Origin of the sequence: Pontibacter arcticus (assembly GCF_003284895.1) — a bacterium.
Classification (GTDB): Bacteria; Bacteroidota; Bacteroidia; order Cytophagales; family Hymenobacteraceae; genus Pontibacter; species Pontibacter arcticus.
Window position 1 is genome coordinate 310,943 of the sequence record NZ_QMDV01000001.1, and the last position, 26,035, is coordinate 336,977.

The 26,035-nt window shown below is 46.4% G+C and carries 20 protein-coding genes; 10 read left to right on the forward strand and 10 right to left on the reverse strand.

All coding sequences use genetic code 11. The features are described from left to right. The 3 genes from DP923_RS01385 to DP923_RS01395 all read right to left on the reverse strand — a co-directional run bounded on the left by DP923_RS01385 (window position 1) and on the right by DP923_RS01395 (window position 4,673). Window positions 1-2,949, reverse strand: coding sequence for a protein O-mannosyl-transferase family (locus DP923_RS01385; RefSeq protein ID WP_112303787.1), 2,949 nt, complete (start codon window positions 2,947-2,949; stop codon window positions 1-3). Window positions 2,950-3,074: 125 nt separating this feature from the next. After that, the gene (locus DP923_RS01390) at window positions 3,075-3,689 is read right to left on the reverse strand and encodes a T9SS type A sorting domain-containing protein (protein ID WP_125047610.1); all 615 of its coding nucleotides are present in this window, start codon (window positions 3,687-3,689) and stop codon (window positions 3,075-3,077) included. Window positions 3,690-3,923: 234 nt separating this feature from the next. Further along, window positions 3,924-4,673, reverse strand: a complete 750-nt coding sequence (locus DP923_RS01395; RefSeq protein ID WP_112303789.1) for a biotin--[acetyl-CoA-carboxylase] ligase — start codon at window positions 4,671-4,673, stop codon at window positions 3,924-3,926. 50 nt (window positions 4,674-4,723) lie between these two features. Between DP923_RS01395 and rsfS the strand changes: the two genes are divergently transcribed. The 5 genes from rsfS (at window position 4,724) to DP923_RS01420 (ending at window position 9,527) form a co-directional block, all read left to right on the forward strand. Beyond that, window positions 4,724-5,098, forward strand: coding sequence for a ribosome silencing factor (gene rsfS, locus DP923_RS01400; protein ID WP_112303790.1), 375 nt, complete (start codon window positions 4,724-4,726; stop codon window positions 5,096-5,098). 80 nt (window positions 5,099-5,178) lie between these two features. Then, complete coding sequence (ftsH, locus tag DP923_RS01405) at window positions 5,179-7,305, forward strand: ATP-dependent zinc metalloprotease FtsH (RefSeq protein WP_112303791.1); 2,127 nt, start codon at window positions 5,179-5,181, stop codon at window positions 7,303-7,305. Between the two features lie 12 nt (window positions 7,306-7,317). After that, entirely contained in the window at window positions 7,318-7,968 is a 651-nt protein-coding gene (locus tag DP923_RS01410) for a LutC/YkgG family protein (RefSeq protein ID WP_112303792.1), read from the forward strand. After that, a complete protein-coding gene (locus DP923_RS01415) occupies window positions 7,952-8,722 on the forward strand; it encodes a UDP-2,3-diacylglucosamine diphosphatase (RefSeq protein WP_112303793.1) in 771 nt (256 codons plus the stop codon). Before DP923_RS01410 ends, DP923_RS01415 begins: the two co-directional genes overlap by 17 nt. Beyond that, the gene (locus DP923_RS01420; protein ID WP_239020897.1) at window positions 8,685-9,527 is read left to right on the forward strand and encodes a hypothetical protein; all 843 of its coding nucleotides are present in this window, start codon (window positions 8,685-8,687) and stop codon (window positions 9,525-9,527) included. The genes DP923_RS01415 and DP923_RS01420 overlap by 38 nt, the downstream gene beginning before the upstream one ends. Window positions 9,528-9,745: 218 nt before the next feature. Here DP923_RS01420 and DP923_RS01425 read toward each other — a convergent pair whose 3' ends face one another. Continuing rightward, complete coding sequence (locus DP923_RS01425; protein WP_112303794.1) at window positions 9,746-10,615, reverse strand: GNAT family N-acetyltransferase; 870 nt, start codon at window positions 10,613-10,615, stop codon at window positions 9,746-9,748. Between the two features lie 192 nt (window positions 10,616-10,807). Here DP923_RS01425 and DP923_RS01430 point away from each other — a divergent pair, with 192 nt between their 5' ends. Continuing rightward, on the forward strand, window positions 10,808-11,965 hold the full coding sequence (locus DP923_RS01430) for a zinc-dependent alcohol dehydrogenase (RefSeq protein ID WP_112303795.1): 1,158 nt from the start codon (window positions 10,808-10,810) through the stop codon (window positions 11,963-11,965). Window positions 11,966-12,013: 48 nt separating this feature from the next. Here DP923_RS01430 and DP923_RS01435 read toward each other — a convergent pair whose 3' ends face one another. Further along, window positions 12,014-13,435: a lipopolysaccharide biosynthesis protein gene (locus DP923_RS01435; RefSeq protein WP_112303796.1), complete on the reverse strand. Its 1,422-nt coding sequence runs from the start codon at window positions 13,433-13,435 to the stop codon at window positions 12,014-12,016. A gap of 373 nt (window positions 13,436-13,808) precedes the next feature. Here DP923_RS01435 and DP923_RS01445 point away from each other — a divergent pair, with 373 nt between their 5' ends. From DP923_RS01445 to DP923_RS01455, 3 genes are all read left to right on the forward strand, one after another. Beyond that, window positions 13,809-15,491 carry a PSP1 domain-containing protein gene (locus DP923_RS01445; RefSeq protein WP_317047264.1) on the forward strand — a complete coding sequence of 561 codons (1,683 nt, stop codon included), beginning with the start codon at window positions 13,809-13,811 and terminating at the stop codon, window positions 15,489-15,491. Then, on the forward strand, window positions 15,484-15,960 hold the full coding sequence (locus tag DP923_RS01450) for a gliding motility lipoprotein GldH (RefSeq protein ID WP_112303799.1): 477 nt from the start codon (window positions 15,484-15,486) through the stop codon (window positions 15,958-15,960). The genes DP923_RS01445 and DP923_RS01450 overlap by 8 nt, the downstream gene beginning before the upstream one ends. A 186-nt stretch (window positions 15,961-16,146) precedes the next feature. After that, a complete protein-coding gene (locus tag DP923_RS01455; protein WP_112303800.1) occupies window positions 16,147-17,244 on the forward strand; it encodes an endonuclease/exonuclease/phosphatase family protein in 1,098 nt (365 codons plus the stop codon). A gap of 78 nt (window positions 17,245-17,322) precedes the next feature. On the opposite strand, the gene DP923_RS01460 is transcribed toward DP923_RS01455, so the two are convergent. Both DP923_RS01460 and DP923_RS01465 read right to left on the reverse strand, forming a co-directional pair. Then, window positions 17,323-17,514 (reverse strand): cold-shock protein, encoded by a 192-nt coding sequence (locus tag DP923_RS01460; RefSeq protein WP_112303801.1) that lies wholly within the window; start codon window positions 17,512-17,514, stop codon window positions 17,323-17,325. Window positions 17,515-17,964: 450 nt separating this feature from the next. Next, complete coding sequence (locus DP923_RS01465; protein WP_112303802.1) at window positions 17,965-18,369, reverse strand: hypothetical protein; 405 nt, start codon at window positions 18,367-18,369, stop codon at window positions 17,965-17,967. Between the two features lie 13 nt (window positions 18,370-18,382). On the opposite strand from DP923_RS01465, the gene DP923_RS01470 reads away from it, so the two are divergent. Beyond that, window positions 18,383-19,837 carry a hypothetical protein gene (locus tag DP923_RS01470; protein ID WP_207801921.1) on the forward strand — a complete coding sequence of 485 codons (1,455 nt, stop codon included), beginning with the start codon at window positions 18,383-18,385 and terminating at the stop codon, window positions 19,835-19,837. Window positions 19,838-19,922: 85 nt separating this feature from the next. Here the strand turns inward: DP923_RS01470 and DP923_RS01475 are convergent, their stop codons facing one another. From DP923_RS01475 to DP923_RS01485, 3 genes are all read right to left on the reverse strand, one after another. Further along, a complete protein-coding gene (locus DP923_RS01475; RefSeq protein ID WP_112303803.1) occupies window positions 19,923-20,795 on the reverse strand; it encodes an SDR family oxidoreductase in 873 nt (290 codons plus the stop codon). A gap of 95 nt (window positions 20,796-20,890) precedes the next feature. After that, entirely contained in the window at window positions 20,891-21,745 is an 855-nt protein-coding gene (locus tag DP923_RS01480) for a hypothetical protein (protein ID WP_112303804.1), read from the reverse strand. 14 nt (window positions 21,746-21,759) lie between these two features. Beyond that, window positions 21,760-25,716 carry an AAA domain-containing protein gene (locus DP923_RS01485; RefSeq protein ID WP_112303805.1) on the reverse strand — a complete coding sequence of 1,319 codons (3,957 nt, stop codon included), beginning with the start codon at window positions 25,714-25,716 and terminating at the stop codon, window positions 21,760-21,762. Between the last annotated feature and the right edge of the window lie 319 nt (window positions 25,717-26,035).

Here is a 26,035-nt window from a genome sequence, read left to right on the forward strand (position 1 = left end):
TTAGCGGCGCATGCGTTGCATGTACTGCATAAACTGTTCCTGCAGTTGGGCGGCACGCTGGTCTTTGCCTATTTGCTGTGCTACCCCGATCAGTTGCTGCAACATAACCATGTTCGTCTGGATCTCCATATCGAACAAAGGGCCTTTCGTAAAATAGTAATCCAGGGCCTCCTGCGAGTCTTTTGCCATTTTCTCGAGCATCTGATCTGCTTTCTGAGTTTCGCCCAGTTCAGCATAAATTGCTATAAAAGGAGGCGTAAAATAATCGTAAGGGATAGTAGACACAGGCATTACCTTAAAGCAATAATCTGCTATTTCCTTGGCGCGGGCTTTGTTGCCATCTTCTAAATAAGCTGCAGCCAGTATCGCATATTTTTCGCGCGCCTGGGCCGAGAAACGGTAATAATTCTCATCATAGAAGATGCCTTCTTTATCGAAGTTCCTGAATCTGAATTTCTTCATCAGGTTCTCATACATTACTTCTTTGTTGATGTTCTCGCTTTCCTCGCTCGCCTTAACAGGCACTATGCGGTAAGCCAGGCCTTCTAACTGGAAGTATTCTGATAAGCCCATAAAATCAGCTCTGTTTACCGTAGAGGCAAAGTATACCGGGCGCTCCCAATTATTCGTAGCCAGCAGATCAAGTATGATCAGGTGCTTTTTCTCGAGCATTGATTTATTAATCGTCCACTGCATGCGGTCTGTTATTTCCGTTTGCCTGTCTTTCGAAACGAAGCCCATATTCTGCACTTTCGCCTTATCCACATTCAGGAAATAATTTTTGGTTGGCATGGTAAGCAAGGTTGTTCCTGCACCATACTGTACCTTCAGTGCCGGATGGTCGTCTTTCACCAATTGTACAAACTGCTTCAGGTCGATGCCTGCCGTTACCTGTTCGCGCTCTACAAAAGGGAGGTAATCGTTTGTGCCCTGGCGGTAATCTTCGTTTTCAAGCGACAATGGCCACGGATCAGATTTATAGGCCTGGCGTTTCATCTGGTCGATGTACCAGTCGGTGTTCAGGTAACTCAACACAGATACACGCACATCGGTACGGTAACCTTCTACTTCCTGTGCATACCACAGCGGGAAAGTATCGTTATCGCCATTCGTGAAAAGTATACCATTCGGCGCAACAGAATCCAAGAGGTTTTTAGCGGAGTCTACAGACTGGTAACGCTCAGAGCGGTCATGGTCATCCCAACCTTCAGCAGCCATAATGCCTGGCACAGCCAAACATACAACAGTTGCGACAGCGGCTCTGGCTTGCTGGCTCTGGATAATTTTACCCAGCAACTCCGCAAGGCCGAGTACGCCCAATCCGATCCAGATACAGAACGAGTAGAACGAGCCTGCAAACGTATAATCGCGCTCGCGTGGTTCAATGGGTGGCTGGTTCAGGTAGAGTGCAATGGCAATACCTGTAAAGAAGAACAGCAACCCAATCACAAAAGCATCGCGCTCATTTTTACGCACCTGATAGATCAGGCCAAGTATACCCACCAGCAGCGGCAACAGGAAAAAAGAATTACGCGCTTTGCTGTTGGCAACACTTGGCGGTAAACTATCCTTGTTTCCGTCAAACCAAAGTACGCCGGATTGCTGCACATCGCTTTCGCGGCCTATAAAGTTCCAGCCGAAATAACGCCAGTACATATGGCCTAATTGGTAACGCAGCAAAAAGCTCATGTTCTGCCCAAAAGACGGTGTCTGGCCTTCTTTCAGATCAACCCACTTGCGGTACTCATCTAAATGCTGCGGTGCATCGCTGTAGATACGTGGCAGCAGCACTTTATCCTTGCTTTCGTAGATCGGCTCTATTTTAGGGCTGCTGGCTACATACTTGTCTTTACCTTTTACATAGCGCACTTCGCCTTCTTCCTGACCAATTGGTTGCGCGTTATACTGCGGACCATACAATAAAGGACGATCGCCGTACTGCTCACGTTTCAGGTAAGACACAAAGCTCAGGATATCGTCCGGGTCGTTTTCATCGATTGTAGGATCGTAAGAAGAGCGGATCGGAATCATCATATAAGAAGAATAACCAATCAGAACGAAGATAAAACTAAGTATAACGGTATTAAGAATGCGGTTATTTGTTTTGATAGAGTAGCGTAAACCGAACCCGATAGCTGCAATAACCAACGCTACAAAAACCAAGATACCCGAGCTGAATGGCAAACCGAGTGAGTTTACAAAGAACACCTCGAAGTTACCGGCAATGGTTGGCAAGCCCGGTATAACGCCCCAAAGTATGGAAACCACAATTACGGCACTGATCATAAACGCGATTACGCCACCCCAAAAACTTGGCTTGTATAAACGGAAATAATAGATAAACGCAATGGCCGGAATGGCAACCAGGTTCAGTAAGTGAGCACCGATGGAAAGGCCTACCAAATAAGCAATCAAAATGAGCCACTTATCAGAATACGCCTCGCCTGCTTTAGCTTCCCAGCGCAGTATAGCCCAGAAAACAATAGCGGTAAAGAAAGACGACATCGCGTATACTTCGGCTTCTACGGCAGAGAACCACGCAGAATCAGAGAAAGTATAAGCCAATGCACCAACCGCGCCACTGCCCATTATAAGCAAGGTATTTCCGGTTGTTGGAGCTTCGCCGGCTTTGGTCAGTAAACGGCGGGCAAGTATGGTGATCGTCCAGAAGAGGAATAACACGGTAAACGAGCTGCACAGCGCCGAAAGTAAGTTTACCCACCAGGCAACCTGCGTAGGGTCTGAGGCGAACATCGAGAACAGGCGGCCCATCAGCAAATAGAAAGGGGCCCCCGGCGGGTGCGGCACTAATAACTTATACGAACAGGCGATAAACTCTCCTGCATCCCAGAAACTGGCTGTTGGCTCTAAAGTAAGCACATAAACAATAGTCGCGATCAGGAACACGACCCAGCCAACGAGGTTATTGATCTTCCGATAATCTGTCATAGCGGTTGTTGATTCAGCCCCGAAAATACTAAATAATGTAAAGCGGCTGCTTAAAATTAGAACTTTATACTAAAAAAGCCGACCATTGGGCCGGCTTTATACTTTAGAACTGGTTTTAGCAGTTATTATTTCTGAAGAATCAGTCTTTTTGTTTCGATGGTCTTATCGTTTACCAACAGGCTGTAAAAGTAGATACCCGACGGCAAAGTGCTCAGGTCGAACTCATACATATTGGTAGCACCGGATGCCGGCAGATCAGCGCTTTGTACCACTTTACCGATCGTGTTTGAGATACGGATGCGGTAGTTATCCTGGCTGTTCTGGTTTAACGTAAAGCGCGTTACACCATGCGACGGATTTGGGTATGCATTGATCGTAGGGTTCTTAATATCACGGCCCGGCGCAAACGATGCCATTGCAACTGCTTTATACATGCTCTTATTGGCTTTCAGCTCCATCGTATGAAAGATATCGCTTACTGCTGATGCATAAATGGTAGAGCAGGTATGTTTCTCAGAAGTGAAAAAAGCATCTAGCTTCGCGTTGGTAGCCGACACGGTTAAGGTTGATTTTGGTTCCTGTTGCTGCAGTTTCCAGAGCGTAGCACCACCTTTGTAAGCGGGTGCAACCCCAGCAGCAGCTTCGTCTGCAATTGCATTGCAACGCGCATCCAGAGCAGTGCCCAGTAGTTGCGTGCTTAGCAGCGTGACCATTAAAAATATTTTTGTAGAAATTTTCATAGCATCTGGTTTCGGTTTCGAAGGCAATCCGCCTATATGGTAAACCTATTCAAAGGTAACCCAAAAAAGCAATTTTAAAATATAATTTTTAAAATATTTCGAAAGGATTTATACTTTTTGTCAGTATAGAAATTCAATATATACCTGTGCTGGCCTATTTCAACAACCGTGCCTGCAATTGTTACTTTTTAACCCGGTAGCAGCAAAGCAAGTATAAATTACAGTTCAAGGCTATCAGATAACAAACCCGATTTCCTTAAAAGCGAAATACTGCAGTTCATTTGCGATCTCTACGGCAAGGCGGCCATCTTCGTCCACTCCTACAATCTGGCCTTCTACCTGCTTGTTAGCTACCAAAAAATGGTGCGTTTCCTGGTAGCGGTACAATGCCTGCAGGTACTCATATTTCAGCCTGGCCGTTTTATTACTCCGGAGCTCCAAGTATCTTTTTTCAAGCAGTTCCAGCAGGCGGTTCTGCATTACTTCTACACTCATTTCCTGCCCAAGCAATAAGCTCACAGAAGTAGCCGTTGGAAACGTAAACTGTGTCTGGTTAATATTTAAACCAATTCCGATAATACTATGTTGAATAGCATAACTGTTTATCGTATTTTCTATTAGTATTCCGCCAAGTTTTTTATCTTTAAAGTATAAATCGTTTGGCCACTTTACCTGCGCCTCTGCCAAACCTTGCTCACGTAAGAGATCAAGCACTGCCAGCGATACGATGATATTCAGGTAAAACTGTTGCCTGACAGGCAGGAAAGTTGGTGAGAGCACAACAGACAAGGTTATATTACAGCCAGGCGCCGCCTCCCAAACATTGCCACGCTGGCCGCGGCCATGGGTTTGTTGGGCAGTGTAAACTACGCAGCCTTCTATGGCTTCATTTTTGATAAGAAGCTGTTGCGCCTCTGAGTTGGTAGATTCACAAACTGGCAGAAAAATCTGCTTTTGGCCAATAAACAGCGTATTAGGCAACATACTTTAACTCAGAATTTAATACTTTTGTACCTCAAATTTAAGTAGCACAAATGAAACAACCCAAGATTGAGGCTAATTCAGACAAATTGGCAGAACTGATCGTGCGAGGCATGCAGGAAAAGAAAGCCATAGATATTGTTGTAATTGACCTTAAATCACTCAAAAACGCCGTCTCTGATTACTTTGTAATAGCATCAGCAAGTTCCGACACCCAATTAGACGCCATCGCCACTTCTATTGAAGAAGAGGTTTTTAAGGCCGTTCGCCAAAACCCGTGGCAAAGCGAAGGCCGCCAAAACAAGGAGTGGGCCTTATTGGATTATGTAGATGTAGTAGCACACGTTTTCCTGAAAGATAAACGTGACTTCTACGCACTGGAAGAGCTCTGGGGCGATGCCGGCATTCAGCATATAGAATCTGTTTAAACAATTTAACACGGGTACCGTCTGTTTCTTAAACAAATAGCTGGCACCCGTGTTTTCCGTGTATCCGAAACAAACTATTCATGGCAGAAAATAATAATAAAGGGACTAAAAAGAAAAAACCCATCATCCCGACTACGCCTCCACGGCCTACAATGCAACTGTGGATGCTGGCCGCACTGATTCTTTTAATATTCGGACTTGCCTGGTTAAACAAAAGCAGTGCTTCCATCGAAACTACCCAACAGGATTTTGAAGAAATGCTGGTGAGTGGCGATGTAAACAAACTCGCTATTGTGAATGGCAAGGTGGTAGAAGTATACCTGAAAGAAGAAGCCCTGCAGAACGATAAGTATAAAGCAGAACTTCAGAACCGTGGCAACTGGGCAATGGATGCCGGGCCACAATACCATTTCCAGATCATCTCACCGGAGGTATTTAAAGAAGACCTGGAGAAATTACAGGCAAACGTGCCTAAAGAACAACAGATCGGCTACTCCTTGCAGGATAGAACCGGCCTGATGGACTTTTTTGCAACCTGGGGCTTTGTAATTCTGATGTTATTTGGTTTCTGGTTCCTGATGCGCCGCGTTACAGCTGGTGGTGCAGGTGGTCAGATCTTTAACATCGGCAAATCTAAGGCCGCTCTTTTTGATGCAGAGAACAAGGTAAAGATCACGTTTAAGGATGTGGCTGGCCTGGAAGAAGCCAAAGAAGAAGTACAGGAGATTGTAGAATTCCTGAAGACACCTTCTAAATTCACGATTTTAGGTGGTAAAATACCGAAAGGTGCGTTGTTGGTTGGCCCTCCGGGTACAGGTAAAACCTTATTGGCAAAAGCTGTTGCCGGCGAAGCAGATGTTCCGTTCTTCTCCCTTTCAGGTTCCGACTTTGTGGAGATGTTCGTGGGTGTGGGCGCTGCCCGTGTGCGCGACTTGTTTAAGCAGGCCAAAGCAAAAGCACCGTGTATTATCTTTATTGATGAGATTGATGCCATTGGCCGTCACCGTAGCCGTGGCACTTCTCCGGGCGGTAACGATGAGCGCGAAAACACACTGAACTCCCTGTTAGTGGAGATGGATGGTTTCGCTACCGATTCTGGTGTAATCATACTTGCAGCTACCAACCGACCTGATACTTTAGACTCCGCTTTACTTCGTCCGGGCCGTTTCGACCGCCAGATAAGTATAGATAAGCCGGATATCAACGGCCGTACCGAAATATTCCGCGTTCACCTGGGCCCTATTACCCTGGCACCAGATGTAGATGCCCGTAAACTTGCTGCTCAGACGCCAGGCTTTGCCGGTGCCGAGATTGCTAACGTTTGTAACGAAGCCGCCCTGATTGCTGCTCGCCGTAACAAGAAAGCAGTAGACCAGCAGGACTTTAACGATGCTGTTGACCGTGTGATTGGTGGCCTTGAAAAGAAAAACAAGATCATTTCTCCGGAAGAGAAAAAGATTGTTGCTTACCACGAAGCCGGCCACGCTATTGCAGGCTGGTTCCTGGAGCACGCTGACCCATTGGTAAAAGTAAGTATCGTGCCGCGTGGTGTTGCTGCGTTGGGTTATGCACAATATTTACCAAAAGAGCAGTTCCTCTATAATACAGAGCAGCTGATTGATGAAATGTGTATGGCGCTTGGTGGCCGTGCTGCAGAAGAGATCGTGTTTGGTAAGATATCAACAGGCGCTTTAAGCGATCTAGAACGCATCACTAAAATTGCTTACAGCATTGTAACCATGTATGGTATGAATGCCAAAATCGGTAATGTTTCGTTCTACGATTCGAAGCAGACAGAGATGACATTTAACAAACCATACTCGGAAGCAACTGCCGAAACAATCGATAACGAAGTAAGGGCTATCATTGACTCTGCTTACAGACGTACTATTCAGCTTTTAACCGATAAAGGCCGCGAACTGGAGTTGGTAGCACAAGAGTTGCTTGAGAAGGAGATACTGTTCCAGAATGATCTGGAGCGTATAGTGGGGCCACGCCCGTTTGATACACTGACTGCGTACCAGGCACACACTGCCGGTACAGACCGTAGCCAGACCAAAAGCGAAGTAGAAGGCTTGCATGTTCCGTTAGATCAGGAAAACTCAGAAGTTGCCGACCAGAACGGACAAGGCACTTTGCCGGGTATGCCGATTCAGAACAATGCCCCCGACCAACTGGACGACACCTTTAACTCGAGAACGGCTTGATCTTAAACAGGCATGTACGAAGCTAAAACAAAAGAAATAGTACTAAGAAGAGTAAGAGAGGCGCTGGCTATGTCGGCGCCTTTTCTGCCTCCTACCCCAGACTTCACCTCGCCGCTGCACGAACCCATTTCGGAAGACATGACGGTACAGTTTGCAGAAAACTTTATTCGCAACAGCGGCACCTTTGTGTATTGCGAAAACGAGGAGAGCTTCTTCGACCAGCTTTACGTTTTTAAGAAGGAACAGCAGATCGATCATCTTTTTGTCTGGAATAAAAACCTGCAGCACATCCTTTACCACGCCGGCATTGAGTACACCGGCGATGAAGAAAAATTCCTGACCAACGCGCAAGCTAGTCTTACTACCTGCGAATCTCTTGTAACACGTACTGGTAGTTTACTGGTTAGTTCTGCCAATGCAGGTGGCCGCCGCCTGAATATCTATCCGGAAGTAAGTCTGGTGGTTGCTAAAGCCAGTCAGTTGGTGCCCGATATTAAAGACGGATTACAAAAGCTGCGTGATAAGTATAAAACAGGGTTCCCGTCCATGGTTTCGTTGGTAAGCGGGCCAAGCCGTACAGCAGATATAGAAAAAACATTAGTAATGGGTGCCCACGGGCCTAAACAATTAGTTCTTTTTCTGATTGATGACCTTCCGCATTAACGAGCTACAGCCCGGCAAAAAAGTATACTTTGCTTCTGATTTCCATTTAGGTGTGCCCGATGCTGCCACCAGCCGTGCCCGCGAACAGAAAATTGTACGCTGGCTCGAAATGGCACAACAAGATGCAGCTGCCGTTTTTCTGGTAGGCGATATTTTCGATTTCTGGTTTGAGTACAAACACGCTATCCCCAAAGGTTTTATTCGCCTGCAAGGCAAACTTGCCGAACTGACAGATGCCGGCATTCCGGTTATGTTCTTCACCGGCAACCACGATATGTGGATGTTTGATTACTTTACCGAAGAACTTAATATCCCCATTTACCGCAAGCCAATTTCTACTTCCATCAATGGTCATACTTTTTACATTGGCCACGGCGATGGCTTAGGCCCCGGCGACCATACCTATAAACTGCTCAAAAAAGTATTCGATAATAAAGTATGCCAGTGGCTGTTTGCCAGGCTGCACCCTAATTTTGGTATAGGCATGGCTAATATGTGGTCGCGTAAAAGCCGCATCAGCAATGTTAAAAAAGACGAACAGTTTTTAGGCGACGACGAATGGCTGGTGCATTACAGCAAAGAAGTTGAAGCCAAACAACACCACGATTTTTACGTTTTCGGACACCGGCATTTGCCCCTCGATCTGCCCATCGGCGATAAAAGCCGTTATGTGAATTTAGGAGAATGGGTTAATTTTTGTACATATGCCGTATACGATGGCAAAACCCTTAACCTGGAAACTTTTGAAGGCTAATTTATACTTTATACTTGGCTTACTGCTGATTATAGTAACATTAACTGCAGCTGCACAGCCGCAGTTAACCTTCAGCCATAGTATACCTGTAAGCTCTGCCACTGCTATTTCAGAAGATCAGAACGGCAATATTTATTTGCTGGATACTAAACAAAACCTGCTCCGACTCGACTCGCTGGGCAAACCGCTCGATACCTTTTCGCCTCCTACCCGTGGCCGTATAACATCCATTTCGGCCTGGAACTCCATGAAGGTGCTGCTTTTTTACCAGGACCGGCAGGAGCTTTTATTACTTGACAGGTTTCTGCGACCCATCGGAACAACCCGCTTACTTGATCTGGATTACCTGAACACAGTACGTGCGGCAACGCTTGCTTCCGATGAAGGATTCTGGCTTTTTAACGAAACCAATTTTTCGCTTGATAAACTGGATTTGCGCTTAGGAAAGATCACATCAGAAACACCTTTAAATTTAATTTTAGAGCGCGAGCGATTTGATGTGCGTATGGTACGCGAGTATCAGAACATGATCTACCTGCTTGATTTCAACAATGGCATTTACGTGTTCGATAACCTGGGGAATTATAAAAGCAAGCTGCCTTTTACGGGGGTTAGTTACATAAACTTCCGGAAGAACGAGTTATACTTTGTAAAGCAGGACAAACTGATTTTCCATCAACTTTATACTTCGCAGCAAAGAGAAATACTGCTTCCAGCAGATAAAAAGTATACTTCCGGTTTGGTAAGCGATCGTAACATTTACCTCTTCTCGGCTAAAAAGCTGGACGTTTATACTTTGGAGTAAAGGTTTATACTTTGAAGCTGTTCAGCGTTTTTTAATAAATCAAAGGCCGCTGCCCTTGCTGTGTGTTTTCACCAGCAAGCTCCTATTGGTGAAAGTATAATTGTTGGTGGTTCCACCAACAACGGTGGGTTAAGGCGCTGTAATTGGAAACGCTAAACAGCTTCTTTGATTAAATAGTAATGCCAGCAAAAGTATAAATTTATACTTTGTAAGATGCGCTAAACAAGTGGCAGTAACATTTCATACTGGCTCAACACTTTCGAGAAATGCTTGCGCTCCAGAAACATCAGCATTTGTTCGGCTTTGGTATCAATATTAAGCAACATGAGCGCTTTATGGTCTGTATGTTCGCAAACCTGCCGCAGCAATGCCGTCCCGATTCCTTTGCAACGCGCATTGCTATCTACTGCCAGTTGCGCTATTGCCCCGTTATCCGGGAAAAAAACGGTGTACCCGATCAGATCCTGGTGTTCGTCATAAGCTTCAATAATTGTTTTCTTATTTGGGCTGCGCGTGATGGCCCACGAAGTATTCTGCCAGCCAGGCTTTACATCTCCAAAACAACCATACGATTTCCAATCCGGTTTAAGTACCGTTTTAAAACTAATAGCATACGGTGTCTTGCTTTGTACTAACAGCTCTTTCTTTAAACTCCTGAAGCAGTCGAACGTGCGGGTTATGCTAAAGCCGAGGCGTTTGTAAATTTTTATGGCGGCAGCGTTTTCAGTTATTACTTCCAGGAGGCATTGTTCAATTCCGGCTTCTTTAAATTTAGGCTGCATAAAGGTATAAAGCTGCTCTGTAATGCGGTTACCCCGGTACGTTGGTATTACGCCAGTTCCGGCATTGTATGCTGTTGGCTTGCCCTCCCACTCACCTAGGCCGGTTAGTATAAACCCTACCATCAGGTCGCCGCTGTAAGCTGCCGCGCTAAAACTAAGCTCCACTCCTTCCCGTTTCAGTTTGCTCCTGAACTGGTTTGTATCCAGTTGTATCGGCACCAGGTAATCCGAAAAAGCTTCCAGAAAGGTAGCATGCAGCTTCGGAATGTTTTTTTCAGTGAGAAAAGTGAAATGTAAATTTTCCATCTGTGCCGGGTAAGTATAAAGTATAACAATTGCGCCTTTTCTTATACGCCTGTTTCGTGTTTGTTTCTGTTGTAAATTAATACGTTGGATATTTTTCTACAACTCGTACTGCACTAAGCCGTTAGAGTTATGTACTATTCCGCTTCGGTTTCCGGAGCCACGATCATATTATATACCTACTAAAAACAAGCTATGAAAGCAGCAGTATTTCACAATCCAAAAGATATCCGAGTTGATACAGTTGAAGACCCGATAATTGAAGAATCGCGCGATGCCATACTTCGTGTAACTTCTACTGCTATTTGTGGGTCAGATCTTCACATATACAATGGTATGTTTCCGCAGCCCCGCAACATGGTATTAGGCCACGAGTTTATGGGCATTGTAGAAGAAGTAGGCAGAGGGGTTAAAAACCTGAAAGTAGGCGACCGCGTGGTAGTTCCGTTTCCGATTTCGTGCGGCACCTGCCACTTTTGCAACATGAGCCTGCCAACTCACTGCGAAAACTCCAATACCGAACATTATGGCCCGGAAGGCGGCTTATTAAAAGGTAAAGGGGCGGCCTTATTTGGTTATACTGATTTGTATGGTGGCTACAACGGCGGCCAGGCAGAACTAGTACGCGTACCTTATGCAGATTATGGCCCGCGCAAAGTGCCCGAAAATTTAACAGATGAACAGGTACTTTTTCTGACTGATATTTTCCCGACGGGCTGGGCCGGTATAGATTGGGCTGATATGAAAGGCGGTGAAACGGTTGTAGTATGGGGTTGCGGCCCGGTAGGTATTATGGCCATGAAATCGGCGTGGCTGCGTGGCGCAAAACGTGTCATTGGCGTTGATATCCAGCGTTACCGACTCGAAATAGCCCGCAAAAGTGCCAATGCAGAAACCATAAATGCCGGTGATGTGGATGCCGTAGAACTGATCAGGGAACTGACAGGCGGCTATGGTGCCGATGTTTGTGTGGATGCAGTAGGGATGGAAGCAGACCGAAATGCTTTGGAAAAAGCCATGAACGTGCTGCAAATGGAAAAAGGAAGTATGAAAGTGCTGGAGAAGTGCTTTGACTCGGTTCGTAGAGGCGGTACAGTGAGCGTATTAGGCGTTTATGGTACGCCTTATAACAACTTCCCGCTGCACCAGTGGTTCGATAAAGGCATTATCCTGAAAGGTGGCCAGGCTTGGGTACATAATTACATCGATCACCTGCTTGACCTTGTTAAAACCGGAAAAGTGGTGTTGGATGATATTATTACACACTCTGTTCCGTTAGCCGATGCAGCCAAGATGTATGATATCTTCAACAAAAAAGAAGACAACTGCCTGAAAGTAATTTTGAAACCGTAACCGTAACAGATTTATACTTTAAAAAGGAGGACTTTGGTTCTCCTTTTTTTATGCCTTCAACTTTTTATTGGCATACAGAAAACCCACTCCGGCTACCAAACCTATACCTGCCGTAAGCCATACTTTGCTACTAATCGCACTATCAGCCAGGCTGTAAACTAACAATAAACTTAGTACCGTTACCGATAGCCAGAACAATGGCCAGTAATTAACCTGCGTAATCTGCTTGTATTCTTTCAAAAGATAGCCCGAGTAGCCCATGTACATCAGTGCTGCAAATGTAGTAAACGCCGCCGCCTGAATCCCGAAAACAGGGACCAGCGCAAAATTAAGCACCAGATTCCCGACACCAGCCACGGTCGATACTTTCCAGAGCACTTTTGTATGTTCTTTGTAAACCAGTTGGTTAATAGCACCTAAATACATCGGCCTGAAGTTATACCCCATCAGCATAATAATCGCCAGCTGATAAGCTTGTTGCAGTTCATCGTTCCGGATCAGAAGTATAAATATCTCTTTCAGCCAAAGCCCGATCAGAAAAGTGATAACCAGGAAGAACGCCTGCATGGCAAAGGTCATGGCGCGGGCTTTAAGCGCTGCACTTCTATCAGCTGATTCCCTGGAATAATACTGCATGTAAAAAGGCGCAGAAGCTTGCACAACGGCATTGGAGGCTGCCATAAAATATAATCCAAAACTACTGGCCAGGTTGTAAAAACCAATGCGCGGCAGCGGCACATGCAGGATATCCAGCACCAGTTTATCAGAAGTATCCAGCAGAAAAAAAGAAAAATTATGCGGAACTACAGGCAAAGCCGTACGCAACGAACTTTTAATGCGGTGCCACTTAAACCGGAAAATCGGCCACATCTGCTCTTTCAGGAAATAGGAAGAGCCATAAAGTATAAACCCAAGCAAGGCACCGATAAAATTACTGTAGAACCAGCCCATATACCCCATTTTGAGGTAGGCGATGGTATAAATATTGAGCAACACGACAACGGTGCCAACTATAAACGAGCGTATGGCAATCCGGAATGGCTGTTGCTTCATTTGGTAAAAAAGCATGGCCTGCAGATCGGTGCTGTTAAAAAGTATGGCTGGCAATACGCAAAGCCAGATTATAGCCCAACGGTTTTGGGCAGCTTCTTGGGGTATGCCCAGGTATAAAGTTACGCCCAATATCAACCCGAACACCAACCCCCAGAGCAGTAAAAAACCATGCAGCTGCCGCCAGATCCACTTATAACGTGTTGGGAAGCGGGCAAAACTGTTTACCATAATGGTAGATAAGCCCAACGACTGCATAATGCCCAAACCCCAGGTATAAGCTCCCACAATGGCAGCAACTCCATAGTCGGCAGTGGTAACGTGCTGCGTTATAACAGGCAATGCCAACACACCCGCAAAACGGGGAATCTGGGCTGCCAATCCGTAAATGGCTGCATGAGAAAGTAATTTCCGGAGCATCACCCAAAATTATACTTTAATTTCCAGCAGATTGTCAGGTAACTAAATAATTCGTACACATGGCTTCGTGCACTAAAATGAGCAATGGCTTGTTAGGGAACAGGCACATTTCAGGGTTACAGCACAAAAAGCTCGAAAAATTAGTATATTTGTTACTGAGAGAATGTTGATAATTCATTTTTTTAGCTACAAATTGTTTAAAAGGCAACTTGGCTTCATACCGTTTTCGCTTGATTGTATTTGCTATTAAGCGTTAAAATTATTTTGTTAAGCTGCTTTATTCAGAACTTTTGCCTGCTAAAATGATACCTGACATGCTCAGATCATATTTTGAAAACAAGAATAGCCCAGGCTATATAAGGAGATATAAAAAGTGGGATGTAGTTCATGTTCTAGTGGCGGTTGCGGCACCAAAAAAACCAGTGCAGATGGCACAGAGGTGGTTGGTGGCTGCAAAAGCAACGGCGGTTGCAGCACGGGAGGCTGTAATCGTTTAAATGTATTTGATTGGCTTAGCGACATGGAAATTCCGGTGTCGTTTGAGGAATTTGATATTGTAGAAGTAAGATTTAAGGGTGGTCGTAAAGACTTTTTCCGAAACATAAACAGAATAGACCTGACTACGGGCGATGCCGTGGTGGTAGATGTGCCAAATGGCCATCACATCGGGTTTGTATCGCTTAAAGGTGAGCTGGTACGCTTGCAGATGCTGAAAAAGAAGGTGGATAACAACGAGGAGATCCGCACGATTTACCGTATCGCCAATGAGCGCGACATGGAGAAATTCAACGAAGTGCGCGACCTGGACAGCGGCACCATGTACCGTGGCCGTGAGATCATTCAGCAACTCGGCCTCCGTATGAAGCTTTCTGATGTGGAGTACCAGGCTGATAAATCGAAAGCTACGTTTTATTATTCTGCTGATGATCGCGTTGATTTTCGTGACCTGATCAAAAAACTGGCAGAAGAGTTTAAAGTACGCATTGAGATGCGCCAGATCAGCCTTCGCCACGAAGCAGGGCGTTTGGGTGGCATTGGCTCTTGCGGCCGTGAACTTTGCTGCTCTACCTGGCTCACCGATTTTAAAAGCGTATCTACTACAGCGGCCCGTTACCAGAATTTGTCGCTTAACCCAAGTAAACTTTCCGGACAGTGCGGCCGCTTAAAATGCTGCCTTAATTATGAGCTGGAAACTTACATGGATGCGCTCAAAGATATACCAACTGTAAACAGGCCATTACAGACCCGCCAAGGCGATGCCATACTTCAGAAAACGGATATCTTTAAGAAGATGATGTGGTTTGGCTACAAAGGCGATAATAACTGGTACCCGGTTCCGGTAGAGCGTGTGCACGAGATCATCCGTGAAAACCTGAAAGGTGTAGCGGTGGATAGCCTGATGCCGGTTGTGGTAGAAGAGCCGAAACAAAATGAGTTTGTAGCGCAGGTAGAGGGCAGTCTCGAACGCCTGGACGATAAATTCAAGAACAAGAAAAAGAAGAAAAAGAAGAAAAAGCCAGGCGAAGGCGGTACAGCAGCTCAATTTGAGCAGGCACTGGAAGCTGGTACGCAGGAAGCTGTAAGAACTACAGACGCACCTCGTACGGAACGGGAACAACGCCCGCGCAGGCCACGCCCTGAACGCAGCAATAACACGAACAATAACAGGAACAGAGAAGGCGCCGAACCAAGAGAACGCAGGCCGGACAGGCCACCGCGCGACCGACAGGAACGCCCGGAAAGAGTAGACAGGCCTGAAAGAGCTGAACGCACCGACCGTCCGGAAAGAGCGCCACGCCCTGAGCAAACTGCCAGACCGGAGCGCATTGAAAGACGTGAACGCCCGGAACGAAACGAGCGAAGAGAACGTGGTCCGCGCCCTGAAAGAGCCGATAATGCTGTACGTGCCGCCAATCCGCCGAAAGCTGCTGCGCCTGCAAACGGGCCGCAACCTACCGGCGACCAGCCTGCACAACCAGCCAACAGGCAGCGTTCCAGAAAACCGTTCAGAGGCAAAAAACCAGATCAGAATAAACCGCCACGTACCGATGCGTAAATCCGTTATTTTATTATCGGCTATACTTTTAATGCTGCTTACAGCCTGCGAGCCGGGCCGTATCTACGAGCAAAATGCAGACTTCGAATCTCAGAACTGGGAAATTGATAACGCCCCTGTTTTTAGCTTCGAAATTACGGATACTACCAAAGTATACGATGTATACTTTAATGTGCGTTACAACCTGCAGTATGAGTTTTATAACCTGTATGTGCGCCACCAGCTAACCGGCCCGGATAATACCATGCTATCTGCAGCACAACACGAATTGCTGCTGCTGGATGCCAAAACCGGGAAGCCCCTGGGCAAAGGCTCCAGCGATATTTATGATCTGCAGGTGCTGGCGTTAAAGGATGTAAAGTTCGAAAAAGTTGGAAAGCATACGTTAACATTAACGCAGTACATGCGCCGCGATCCGTTGCCTCATATACTGGCAGTAGGCATTAAAGTAACCGAAAAGTCTAATTAGCAGGCAGTCATACTTTTAATATTATAACCCCTCTTGCAGTAAATGCCTGCAAGAGGGGTTATTTTTTTGATATGCGAGCATCCCTATCTGCTTTACGTTAAATACGTAGTATAGCTATGTTTCCAGCTAACCGTATCGGAAATATTACGTTCCATACGTTCGCCCTTATTAAACTTATTCTTTTCTATGAAAGATACCTTATTAGTGCTGGGATGTATCCTGGCCCTTTTCTCTTTTTTGCCATTGATAAAAAGTCCGCTCTGGTGGATCAGAGTATTAGACTTTCCGAGGTTGCATGTGGCCATACTTCTTACAGCCGTACTCATTTTTTATGTAAGCAAGTATGATGTTACAAGCCTTTCAGAAATAAGTATGATCGTGCTGTGGGCAGCTGCTATTCTGAATGAGATAAGGTATATTATTCATTTTACGCCACTTGTAAAAGTAGAAGCACTCAAAACAGAAAAAGCCGTTCCGGAAAATGCTCTAACTGTCGTGATCTCTAATGTGCGCATGGTAAACCGTAAGTACCAGAAATTCCTGGATGTAGTGCTGGCCGAAGACCCGGACATTCTGATTATGAACGAACCCGACGAGAAATGGCATGAGCAGGTGCGCCCCAAACTGGAAAAGCGCTATCCTTATAGCATTAAAAAACCGCTTTCCAACACGTATGGCATGATGCTGTGGAGCAGGTTTAAACTACACGACAGCGAAGTGAGATACCTGGTGGAAGATGGAATTCCTTCTTTTTATACCTTGGTAGAGTTACCTAGCGGCCATAAGTTCAGCTTTTTTACGGTGCACCCGCAACCTCCGAGGTTACTTAAAAATACCGAAACCAGGGAGGCAGAACTACTATTGGTGGCAAAGATGGCAAAAGCATCACCTTACCCAAGTATAGTGGCCGGCGATATGAATGATGTGGCCTGGTCTAAAACTACGAAGTTGTTTAAGCAGATAAGCGGCCACATTGATCCGCGTGTGGGGCGTGGTTTTTACAACACGTACAATGCCTATATCCCTTTGTTCCGCTACCCCCTCGACCACGTTTTTTACGATCCCGTTTTCCGGTTGGTCGGCTTAAAGCGCCTTCCTAAATTTGGCTCTGACCACTTCCCTATTTCTATTACTTTAAACTACGAGCCGCAAAACCAACACGAGCAGGAACACCCGAAAGCCGACCAGGAAGACAAGCAGGAAGCAAACGAACTGATACAGGAAGGGCTGGAGAAAGGCGAAGAACGCAATAGCGAGAAGAAGCAGGAAAACACAAAAGAATAAAGTATAAAAAAACCCGCTCAGTTAAAACTGGACGGGTTTTTTTTAGACTAGTCTTGCCCGAAGGCATTATATGTCTACTTAGATTTTTTCTACGTTAATAGCGTTCAATCCTTTTTTGCCATCTTTCACTTCGAAAGATACACGGTCATTCTCACGAATTTCGTTGATCAAACCAGTCTGATGAACGAAGATGTCTTGGTTGGTATCATCAGCAACGATAAAACCGAAGCCTTTAGATACATTGTAAAACTTAACTTTACCTGTTTTCATTATAATAAATTTTAAATAATGGCTCAAAGTTAACTATTTCAACCGATATAACAGCAGGTAAGCTAAAATATTAGCAAAAATAGGAGTATCAGCTTCAGGCATCTGCAGTTAAATAAGTTACCGTTTATGGTTTTATACTTTTCTCCAATCTCCGAAATCCGAGCTGCAGCTTTTCATAAGCTTCAAAATCGGCCGGATCGTATATAAGTAAAGTCCTAAGGCAATAACCCTTGCACTTGCTGTTCGTATAGTTAAAGCGTTCTGTTACACTAAATAAAAAGGTGTGATCACCATTTCAAAAACAGTAACAGCAACAAAATACAAACCCCATTTGCTGCCTTCCTTATTTAAAAGCAGGTAGCTTTTGAAAACTAACTTATCTAAAATAACACAAGGAGAACAAACTATGAAAGACTCAGAAAAAAACCAGGATTCGAATCAGTCATCAAACTATTCGAGTGACAGTTCAAACAACGCATCTTCCTCATCAGGTAATACATCAGGTGGCCAGAGTTCATCAGGCTCTTCGTTAAGTTCAGGATCAGGCTCTACTTCTGCCTTATCAGGTTCGGGATCTTCCTCATCAGGTTCAGGCTCACAGGATAGCAACAGCTCATCTTCTATGTCTGGCTCAGGATCATCTATGTTATCATCCGGTTCCGGCTCCTCTACTTCGGGATCTGGTTCTAAATCATCAGGCACTAAAGCAAAATCGGACTCTTCTTCCTCAGCGAAAAAAATAACGAAAACACCTGATGCCAAAAGCTCAAAATCATCTGGTAGCTCAAGCAGTTCCTCTTCTAAGAAAAGTAGCAGCAATAGCAGTAACAGCAACAGTAACCAGGATTCTGACAATAGCTATGGCTCTATGAGCAGCAGCTCACAGCAAAACCAAGGCGATAACTATGGTAGCCAGGGTGGTTACGGTTCATCGTCTCAGGGTGGCAGCAATTCTGATTATTCGCAGGGTGGCTCTTCGCAAGGCTATGGCTCGCAGCAGCAAGGTAACCAAAGCGGATACGGCTCGCAGGGCGGCTATGGCTATGGTTCACAGAACAGCAACTACGGTGGCCAGAGTGGCTATGGTTATCAGGGCGATTATGGCTCATCACAACACCAGGGCGGCTACGGTTCGCAAGGCAGCAGCCAGCGCAGCTACGGAAGCCAGAGTGGCCAGAGCAGCAGCGGTTCTTCTAACTATGGCGGTAACCAGGGAGGCTATAATTATGGCAACCAGGGCGGCATGGAAGGAAACAGAATGCGTGCGCAGGATAACTATTCGCAAGGTTCTTACGGCGGCTATGGCGGCATGCAAGGCGGATACGCTGACAGAGAAGGCGATGAGCAAGGCAGCTACGGCGTAATGAACGACCAAGGCGGCATGGGCAGCTACAACCAGCAGAGTGGCTCACAAGGCAGCAATTATGGTAGCCAAGGTAATTATGGCTCACAAGGCAGTTCTGGCTCACAGTCTGGCTATAACTCCGGCAGAAGCAATTATGGCTCGCAAGGTGGTAACCAGGGTAATTATGGTTCTGGTTCGTCTTCACAAGGCAATTACCAGCAAAACTACGGACAAGGCGATTACGGCTCACGCAGTGGTAATTACCAGGGTGGCTACGAGCAAGGCAACTACGGCAGCCAGGGTTCGCAAGGCCGCTCTTCTTACGGATCATCTCAGCAGGGAGGTTACGGTTCTTCTTCGCAGGGTGGTTACGGATCGCAGTCTGGTTATGGCTCGCAAGGCACGCACAGCGGAAGCCACGGCGGTTATGGCTCTAATGTAAGCGGATCAGGAATGGGTAACTCCGGCAGATCATCTTCTAATTCTAACTATGGTGATTCTGATCGTTACAGTTCACAAGGTTCTTCATCCAGAGGCATGAGCGAATACGACAGAGATAACCGTGGTTCGCAGCGTGGCTGGGACTCTCAGAACTCGATGCAGGGCGGTTATGGCTCGCAAGGCGGATACGGCTCAAGAGGCGGTTCTTACAACGATGAGTACCGTTCGCAGAGCAGCAACAGAAACAGCAGCTACGGACAAGGCCAGGGTAACTATGGTTCCGGTTCGCAGGGTTCTGGCATGAGCGGTGGCTACAGCCAGGGCGGTTACGGCCAGGGTGGCCGGGGCGGCGACCAAAGCCAGTACGGTTCTATGGATAGCAGAACGTCTTTCTATAGCGATAATCAGGGCTCTAACTCCCGCGATAACTACCGTTACGGACAGGAAAACCAGGGTGGCCGTTCTTCATCATCACGTAACAACGATGATTACGAAACGCGCCGCAGCAACCGCTACCGCGATTTAGATAGCGAATAATTTAAAACAGACCTATAGCAAAAGCCACTCCCGCAAAGGAGTGGCTTTTCTTTTGGCAAAGCAGTAAGTTATACTTTAAAAGTACTTAGCAGAAAGCACTTTTGTGCGTTAAAGCAAAATCCCGGAAAGTGTTAGGTTTGTCGCCTGTTACTATTTCTATTGTATTATCTACAGTGCTTGCTTGTCCGGCTCTCTGCAAAGCATAAAGCTCGAGCATCGCATCAGCCATCCAGCCGGGCATTTGCTCCACCATAACCTGGCGTGCAGCATCTTCCGGTACATCAACAAAGCTCACTTCGTTGTTCGTTACCTCACTTAAGATCTGGGCAATTTCTGCGTTTGAGAGTGCTTCAGGGCCGGTTAAAGTATAAATTTTGTTTTCATGGCCTTCGGTTAACAGTACCTGCACAGCTACTTTGGCAATATCGTTCACATCGACATAACCAGCTTTGCCCTCGCCGGTGGGCTGGTAAAATTTGCCCTGCTGCTTTATACTTTCGCCACTGTAATTACTGAAATTCTGCATAAAAGAAGCTGGCCGCAGGAAAGTATACGGTATGCCGCTCTCCTCGATATATTGTTCCATTTCGCGGTGCCAGTTGCCTAATGTAATGCCTGGCTCCGATCCTGCACCCAACGCCGAAAGTTTCACGATGTGTTTTACGCCGGAGCTTTTGGCTTTATCTACCAGCGTTTTGCACCAGGCTACCTGGTTTTCGGTAAAGGGTGTTATCAGGAAAAGTTTATCGATGTGCGTAAAAGCGGCTTCAAGCGATTCGGGTTCGTCAAACTCCACCTCTACCAGTTCCACGCCCGGCAAGCGTTTCAGGTTTTCGCCTTTTACCACCGAGTGTACGCCTGCTCTTATTCTCACATCTTCGCCCAGCACCGAAAGTTCTTTTACCACTTCGCGGCCTACTGTACCTGTAGCTCCGGTAATTAATATAGTTGTCTGCATTTTAAGTCTGTTAAGTTTATACTTTTCTACGGTTTTAGCTCTGCCAAGGCTGATATGCTGTGTTGCTTTCTTTCCGTAGGTTGGAAGTATAAACCTTAATTTTTCGGCGAGATCGTTACCAAGTATAACTTGCCTCTTTCGTTTGTGATGAGCAGTGTGGTTGGGTTCAGGTAAAGCATGGCTTCGGCCTGACCGGTACGGCCAAGTGGCAGGCAATAGCGTTTGCCTGTTAAGTTTATGTTTTTAGCTTGATGATCGAAAATGTAAAGCCTGCCATAACCCAGCAAAGCAAACTGGTTTTGTGCCGGAGAGATAGCCGCCGCCGTGATCGGTGATTTTAAACGGAGACGATATTGGGGCGTTAACGTATAATTCCCTTGCCTTGCCGCCAATGTATAAAGTTGGGTTATAGGTTTGGCAGCGCGGCTTTTGGTAAAAAGGTAGAGACTATCGGCGTAGTAAAAAAATGCTTCCAGATCGTAATGGCGGTTACGGCGCGCCGGCGGAAATGCCAGCTGGTCAGCATAACGGAACCTGATCGTATCCTGTACCTGTGCCAAATTTTGCTGTAATTTGTAAATCCGGAGGTTTTGCCGTGTATTAAAGTTATTCCCAAAATCGCCAATAAAAAGCTGCCCGTTCTCGGCCTGAGCCAGGTCTTCCCAATCGTTATTTTTCAGGGGTAATTTTATTGTATGCAGGAGTCCGCCTCTCAGGTTAAACTCGTATAGTTCGTTCAGCGGCCCGCCGTCGGCATGTGTCCGGAAAGTTGTATCTGACGCAAAGGCCAGCCCCGAACTTTCGCTAATACGCTTGTCTAATTTTCCTATCCGTTCAATTTTTATGTTATACTCCGATCGCAGCGTTGCAAAATCGCTGTTGCGTTTATCCGGGCCACAGCCGCAAAGCAGGGTTTCGAGGTAGATATAAAGTGTGAAGAGTTTCAGCATAAAAGCAGCCGGATTTATACTTCGGATTTATACGTGGCAGCCATACGTTGCAAACTATCATAAAAAGCTTCCTTATCTTCCCAGAACTGGCGGCTGTATACTTTCCTGTAAGGCCAGTGGCGCTGCTGCAAGCGTACCGGCACATCGGCATGCGATTGGCGCACCGAAAGGTGGCTGTAGTACAGATCATCGTCCGTTAAAATCAGCCCGTTTATACTTTCACCCTGCGAAAGTGTAAGGTCTGCAAAAGGAACTTTCGGTGCAAAGTATGGCAACGCTTGTTCAATTTCGGATTTGAGCAAGGGCATGTGGCCGGGCAGTTGCGCTTGTTTAGGCATAAAACTGAAGTTGCCGGCACTAACCTGTTGCGCATATTGCAGATAGGCTTTTAATAGTTTAGGGCCTTCGTGCATCGTATTTTCTACCTGCAATAGTTCGGGGCGCAAACTGCAAAGTATAACAATCTCTTTTCGGGCGCGGGTAATGGCCACGTTCAGGCGGTTTTCGCCACCTGCCTGGTTCAGGCTGCCAAACTGCATGGCCAGTTTGCCCTTTGCATCCGGCGCATAGCCCACCGAAAGTATGATTACATCGCGTTCATCGCCCTGCATGTTCTCGATGTTCTTCACAAGTATGGCAGGCGGCAAAACTATACTTTGCTGTGCGGCTTTTTGCTCCAGTATATCCTGTACCAGTTGCTGCTGGTTATAGTTAAATGTGATGACGCCGATATCCTGCTGGCCTTTTTTTAGCAAGTCAAAAATTGTTTCAACTACTTTTTGGGCTTCTGTCGGGTTGGTGTTATCCTGCCAGGTGCCTTGTACGGGTATAAATCTGATGGCCGGTTTACGGTGTTGCAGGTGCTTGAGATCGGGAATTAACTCGAGTTTACCGTTGTAAAAATGTTTGTTCGAGAAATCGATCAGTTCCGGGTATAAGCTGCGGTAATGCTGCGTCAGCATGGTTTGCGGCAAGTATAACGTGCACAGCTGCAACAACGATTCTGCCAGTAACTCTTCGGCTTCGTCGTCTGCAGCGGTGCTCCAGCGGGTGCGGTACAAGTCGGATGGTTTTAGTTGCTGCGCATCGCCGGCTACTACTACCTGCTGCCCGCGCAAAATGCCGGGTATGCCCACTTCGGAAAAGCACTGCGATGCCTCATCAAAAATAACCAGGTCGAAGCATTGCTCGAGTGGCAGCACCGCCGAAACTGTTTCAGGAGAGGCCAGCCAGCACGGGATCAGGTCCAGCATCTCTTTCCGGAATAACGAGAACAATTTACGGATCGGATATAAACTGCGCTTTTTGCTGACCTGTGCCTGTAGTTTCCGGTAGGTAACGGGGTTGCCGAGGCGGTTGTGTTCCAGGTTCCGGTAGGTTTGCTCGCGCAGTTTAGATGTAACTATTTCCTGTGTCAGGATTTCTTTCTGAGCCAGCAACAGCTGCAATTCGCTTTCCAGCAGCTCCATTTCGCCGTTAGACGGGATGCGCAAAACCGGATGCTGGGCTTCCAGTTCGTGGAGCCAGGCCAGGTACAAACTGTTAATAAACAACTGCTCACTTTCTTCGGCTTTGATGCGTTGGTCAGCGAGTTGTGCAGCAATTTCCCGTTCCGGTTCGGTAAAGGAATTAGATAAGGTATCGAAAGCAACAAGCAACTCGAAGTGCTGGCGCAGGGCTGCTAACATTGCAGTAGCTTTTTCCTCTTCTTCCAGCAACTGCTGCATCTGCGGTTCAGTCAGCCACATTTCCCATTTGGCAGTGGCCGTAACGGCTGCATGTATACTTTGAATAAGCTCCTGTAACTGCTGCGTTAGGTCAGTGTTAAGCAGATGTTTTTCGTGGAACACTTGATTTCTATGCAGCTCTTTCAGCAACGTATAAGTAGCCATGGCCTGCTCGGTTACGGCCAGTTCGTGGGTTAACCTTTCCGGCGAAATGGTGTTATCTAGCTGTCTGTTTATACTTTTGCCGATACTTTGCAGCAGCTTTTCGGTTTCCTGTTGTTCTTTAAAATGTTGCCGCAGTTTCTGGATACCATCTTTGCTCAGCTCCAGCCCGTAGGTTTCTGCTACCAGCGTAAGCGCTTTCTTTTCTTCGGAAAAACTCCACTTCAGGCGTTTAAAAAAGTTGTTGTATTGCTGTTCGTAGTGTCTAACTGCTTTTTCTGCTTCCCGTATCTGATCTTCAGGTAACGTTATGGCAAAAGCTTGCCGGGCAAAGTATAAACTTCTTACTTTTCTGATGTTTTGCTGCAGCTCGCTGAGGTCTGTTTTCTGTTCAAAAAAGGCTTGTATCACGTTTAAAACTTCCTCCTCAGCTACTTCACTTTTCAGTTTCGCAAGATTCGGAATCGCAGCTTTATACTTTGCCAGCACATCGCGCGTAAATGTGAAGCCGCTAAGTTTATTTATACTTTGCTGCACCTGCCTGTACTGCTCCGGAAAATGCTGGATAGTACTTTCGAGTTCGTGGCGCTGCTGCCAGCTGAAGCCTTCCATACTTTTGCGGCCTGCCAACACCTGGTTTGCCTGCACCAACTTTTCGCTGAGCTGCAGATAATGCCGTAGGCGCGGCATAAAAGCGGCCACCGTATCAGCAGTTAAACTTTTAAAACTGGCCGGCAACATCACAAAAGGCTGTTTTAAACTGCTGCGCAAGTATAACTCCTTCGCCGACCACCCACACCGGCTGGTATCAAACAAGGCCTTTTTAAACGCTTCCAGCTTCTGAAGATGCTGGTTTATGCTTCGGCTTACCTCTAAAAAAGTACGGTCAGTGTAGATGCTGTTAAGCGCGAGGTTCTGTTTCTTATAAGCATCGAGGTGCGTGATCTGGTGCAATAACTGCGCGTAAACGGCTTTTTTATCTGTATTAAAATCATGCACCACGGCTGCAAAATGGCCAAGCCCTTTGGATGCCAAGCGTTGGTAAACCACATCCAGCGCTGCGCGTTTCTGGCTCACGACCAATACTTTTTTGCCACGCGCCGTGAAATCCGACACCAGGTTACAGATCAGCTGTGATTTGCCTGTACCGGGTGGCCCCTGCACCACAATCGACTTGCCTGCTTTTACTTCCTGCAAAGCCAGCTCCTGCGAGGCATCCAGCTCAAACATTGTAAACGTATGCTGCGCCTGTGTGGTGTTGGTTATACTTTGCTCCGGGGCCTGAAACAGTTCTTCCAGCTGCAGCAACTCGTCCTGAGCAAGCAACGCATCGTAATCTGCTACCAAAAAAGAAGATGCCTGCGGAAATAGACCTAGTACTGCTTCCTGCTCCAGGTATAGTTGCCCGGGTTTTACCAGCTCCTCGAAGTCAGCTTTTTTATAATCCCTGAATGATCTTAGCTTCTCTGCAAAAAAATCGGTACCGGCATTTATCGTAAGCTGATGCTCTTTTAACAGCTCATAAATCTGCGTCCGGAACTCCAGGGGATGATTGGAAAGTGTGCTTAGATCGAGTTCGGTGAGTGGCTCGGCCAGCGGCGTTTGCATGTAATGGGCATACGCCAGCAAAAAGCTTTGGTTAAACTGCGCTGTGCGGGCATCGTCTGGCCTTAATTCCCATTCCTGGGCTATGTTAATATGTAGCTGCACCGGGAAAAAAAGTAAAGGACAACGCACCGTGGTTCCATCCGGAAACTGCCCATGTACAAATGGCCACCCCACATACAACTCCTGGCTGCCGCGCTCTTCCAGCACCATTTCGGTTTTGCGCTTAATGGTACGCAGGCGCTGGCTCACAGGCGCAACGGGTGCAAAACGACTGTCGGCAAGCGGGCTGAGTACGATCTTTTTTTTGCCGATGATCAGTTTCTGAATTATAGAAAAAGCCGGCTCACTGATGAGATAATCCATCTCCTGCACATCCAGGTGCCACTCTTTAGAGAGGCGAAGCAACAGCAGCGCCCGGTTACTGGAGCTAAGGTTAAGAAGTCTGCGCTGGTAGTTTTTAAGGATATTTCTCATGAGGTAAAATAGATAAACGGGCTACCGCGTATCTTGTTGGGTTACCTGGCAGGCAAGTTAGCAGGTTTTATGTATACTTTTAAACTTACCGGAAAGGGCGCTGCAGGCAAACAATAAAGCAAAAGTAAGAAGCGTTCCTATAAAGGCAGCCCGCAGAAAATGTTTATTTTTCTTTGCTATCCGGTTCATCATCTCACTGCAAGTTCGCGTAGTATAATTCGTTCGGTTTCAGAAAAAGTATGGACGGAAATTCCCGTAAAAAAACTTTTCTTTCGGGAAGGTGTTTTGAAGCTATACAACTCCTGCGTAAGTTTAAACC

What these genes read in the sequence shown, in the direction of transcription:
- DP923_RS01385 (WP_112303787.1), bottom strand. Translation starts at nt 2,949, where the DNA reads ATGACAGATTATCGGAAGATCAATAACCTCGTTGGCTGGGTCGTGTTC.
- DP923_RS01390 (WP_125047610.1), bottom strand. Translation starts at nt 3,689, where the DNA reads ATGAAAATTTCTACAAAAATATTTTTAATGGTCACGCTGCTAAGCACG.
- DP923_RS01395 (WP_112303789.1), bottom strand. Translation starts at nt 4,673, where the DNA reads ATGTTGCCTAATACGCTGTTTATTGGCCAAAAGCAGATTTTTCTGCCA.
- rsfS (WP_112303790.1), top strand. Translation starts at nt 4,724, where the DNA reads ATGAAACAACCCAAGATTGAGGCTAATTCAGACAAATTGGCAGAACTG.
- ftsH (WP_112303791.1), top strand. Translation starts at nt 5,179, where the DNA reads ATGGCAGAAAATAATAATAAAGGGACTAAAAAGAAAAAACCCATCATC.
- DP923_RS01410 (WP_112303792.1), top strand. Translation starts at nt 7,318, where the DNA reads ATGTACGAAGCTAAAACAAAAGAAATAGTACTAAGAAGAGTAAGAGAG.
- DP923_RS01415 (WP_112303793.1), top strand. Translation starts at nt 7,952, where the DNA reads ATGACCTTCCGCATTAACGAGCTACAGCCCGGCAAAAAAGTATACTTT.
- DP923_RS01420 (WP_239020897.1), top strand. Translation starts at nt 8,685, where the DNA reads ATGGCAAAACCCTTAACCTGGAAACTTTTGAAGGCTAATTTATACTTT.
- DP923_RS01425 (WP_112303794.1), bottom strand. Translation starts at nt 10,615, where the DNA reads ATGGAAAATTTACATTTCACTTTTCTCACTGAAAAAAACATTCCGAAG.
- DP923_RS01430 (WP_112303795.1), top strand. Translation starts at nt 10,808, where the DNA reads ATGAAAGCAGCAGTATTTCACAATCCAAAAGATATCCGAGTTGATACA.
- DP923_RS01435 (WP_112303796.1), bottom strand. Translation starts at nt 13,435, where the DNA reads ATGCTCCGGAAATTACTTTCTCATGCAGCCATTTACGGATTGGCAGCC.
- DP923_RS01450 (WP_112303799.1), top strand. Translation starts at nt 15,484, where the DNA reads ATGCGTAAATCCGTTATTTTATTATCGGCTATACTTTTAATGCTGCTT.
- DP923_RS01455 (WP_112303800.1), top strand. Translation starts at nt 16,147, where the DNA reads ATGAAAGATACCTTATTAGTGCTGGGATGTATCCTGGCCCTTTTCTCT.
- DP923_RS01460 (WP_112303801.1), bottom strand. Translation starts at nt 17,514, where the DNA reads ATGAAAACAGGTAAAGTTAAGTTTTACAATGTATCTAAAGGCTTCGGT.
- DP923_RS01470 (WP_207801921.1), top strand. Translation starts at nt 18,383, where the DNA reads ATGAGCAGCAGCTCACAGCAAAACCAAGGCGATAACTATGGTAGCCAG.
- DP923_RS01475 (WP_112303803.1), bottom strand. Translation starts at nt 20,795, where the DNA reads ATGCAGACAACTATATTAATTACCGGAGCTACAGGTACAGTAGGCCGC.
- DP923_RS01480 (WP_112303804.1), bottom strand. Translation starts at nt 21,745, where the DNA reads ATGCTGAAACTCTTCACACTTTATATCTACCTCGAAACCCTGCTTTGC.
- DP923_RS01485 (WP_112303805.1), bottom strand. Translation starts at nt 25,716, where the DNA reads ATGAGAAATATCCTTAAAAACTACCAGCGCAGACTTCTTAACCTTAGC.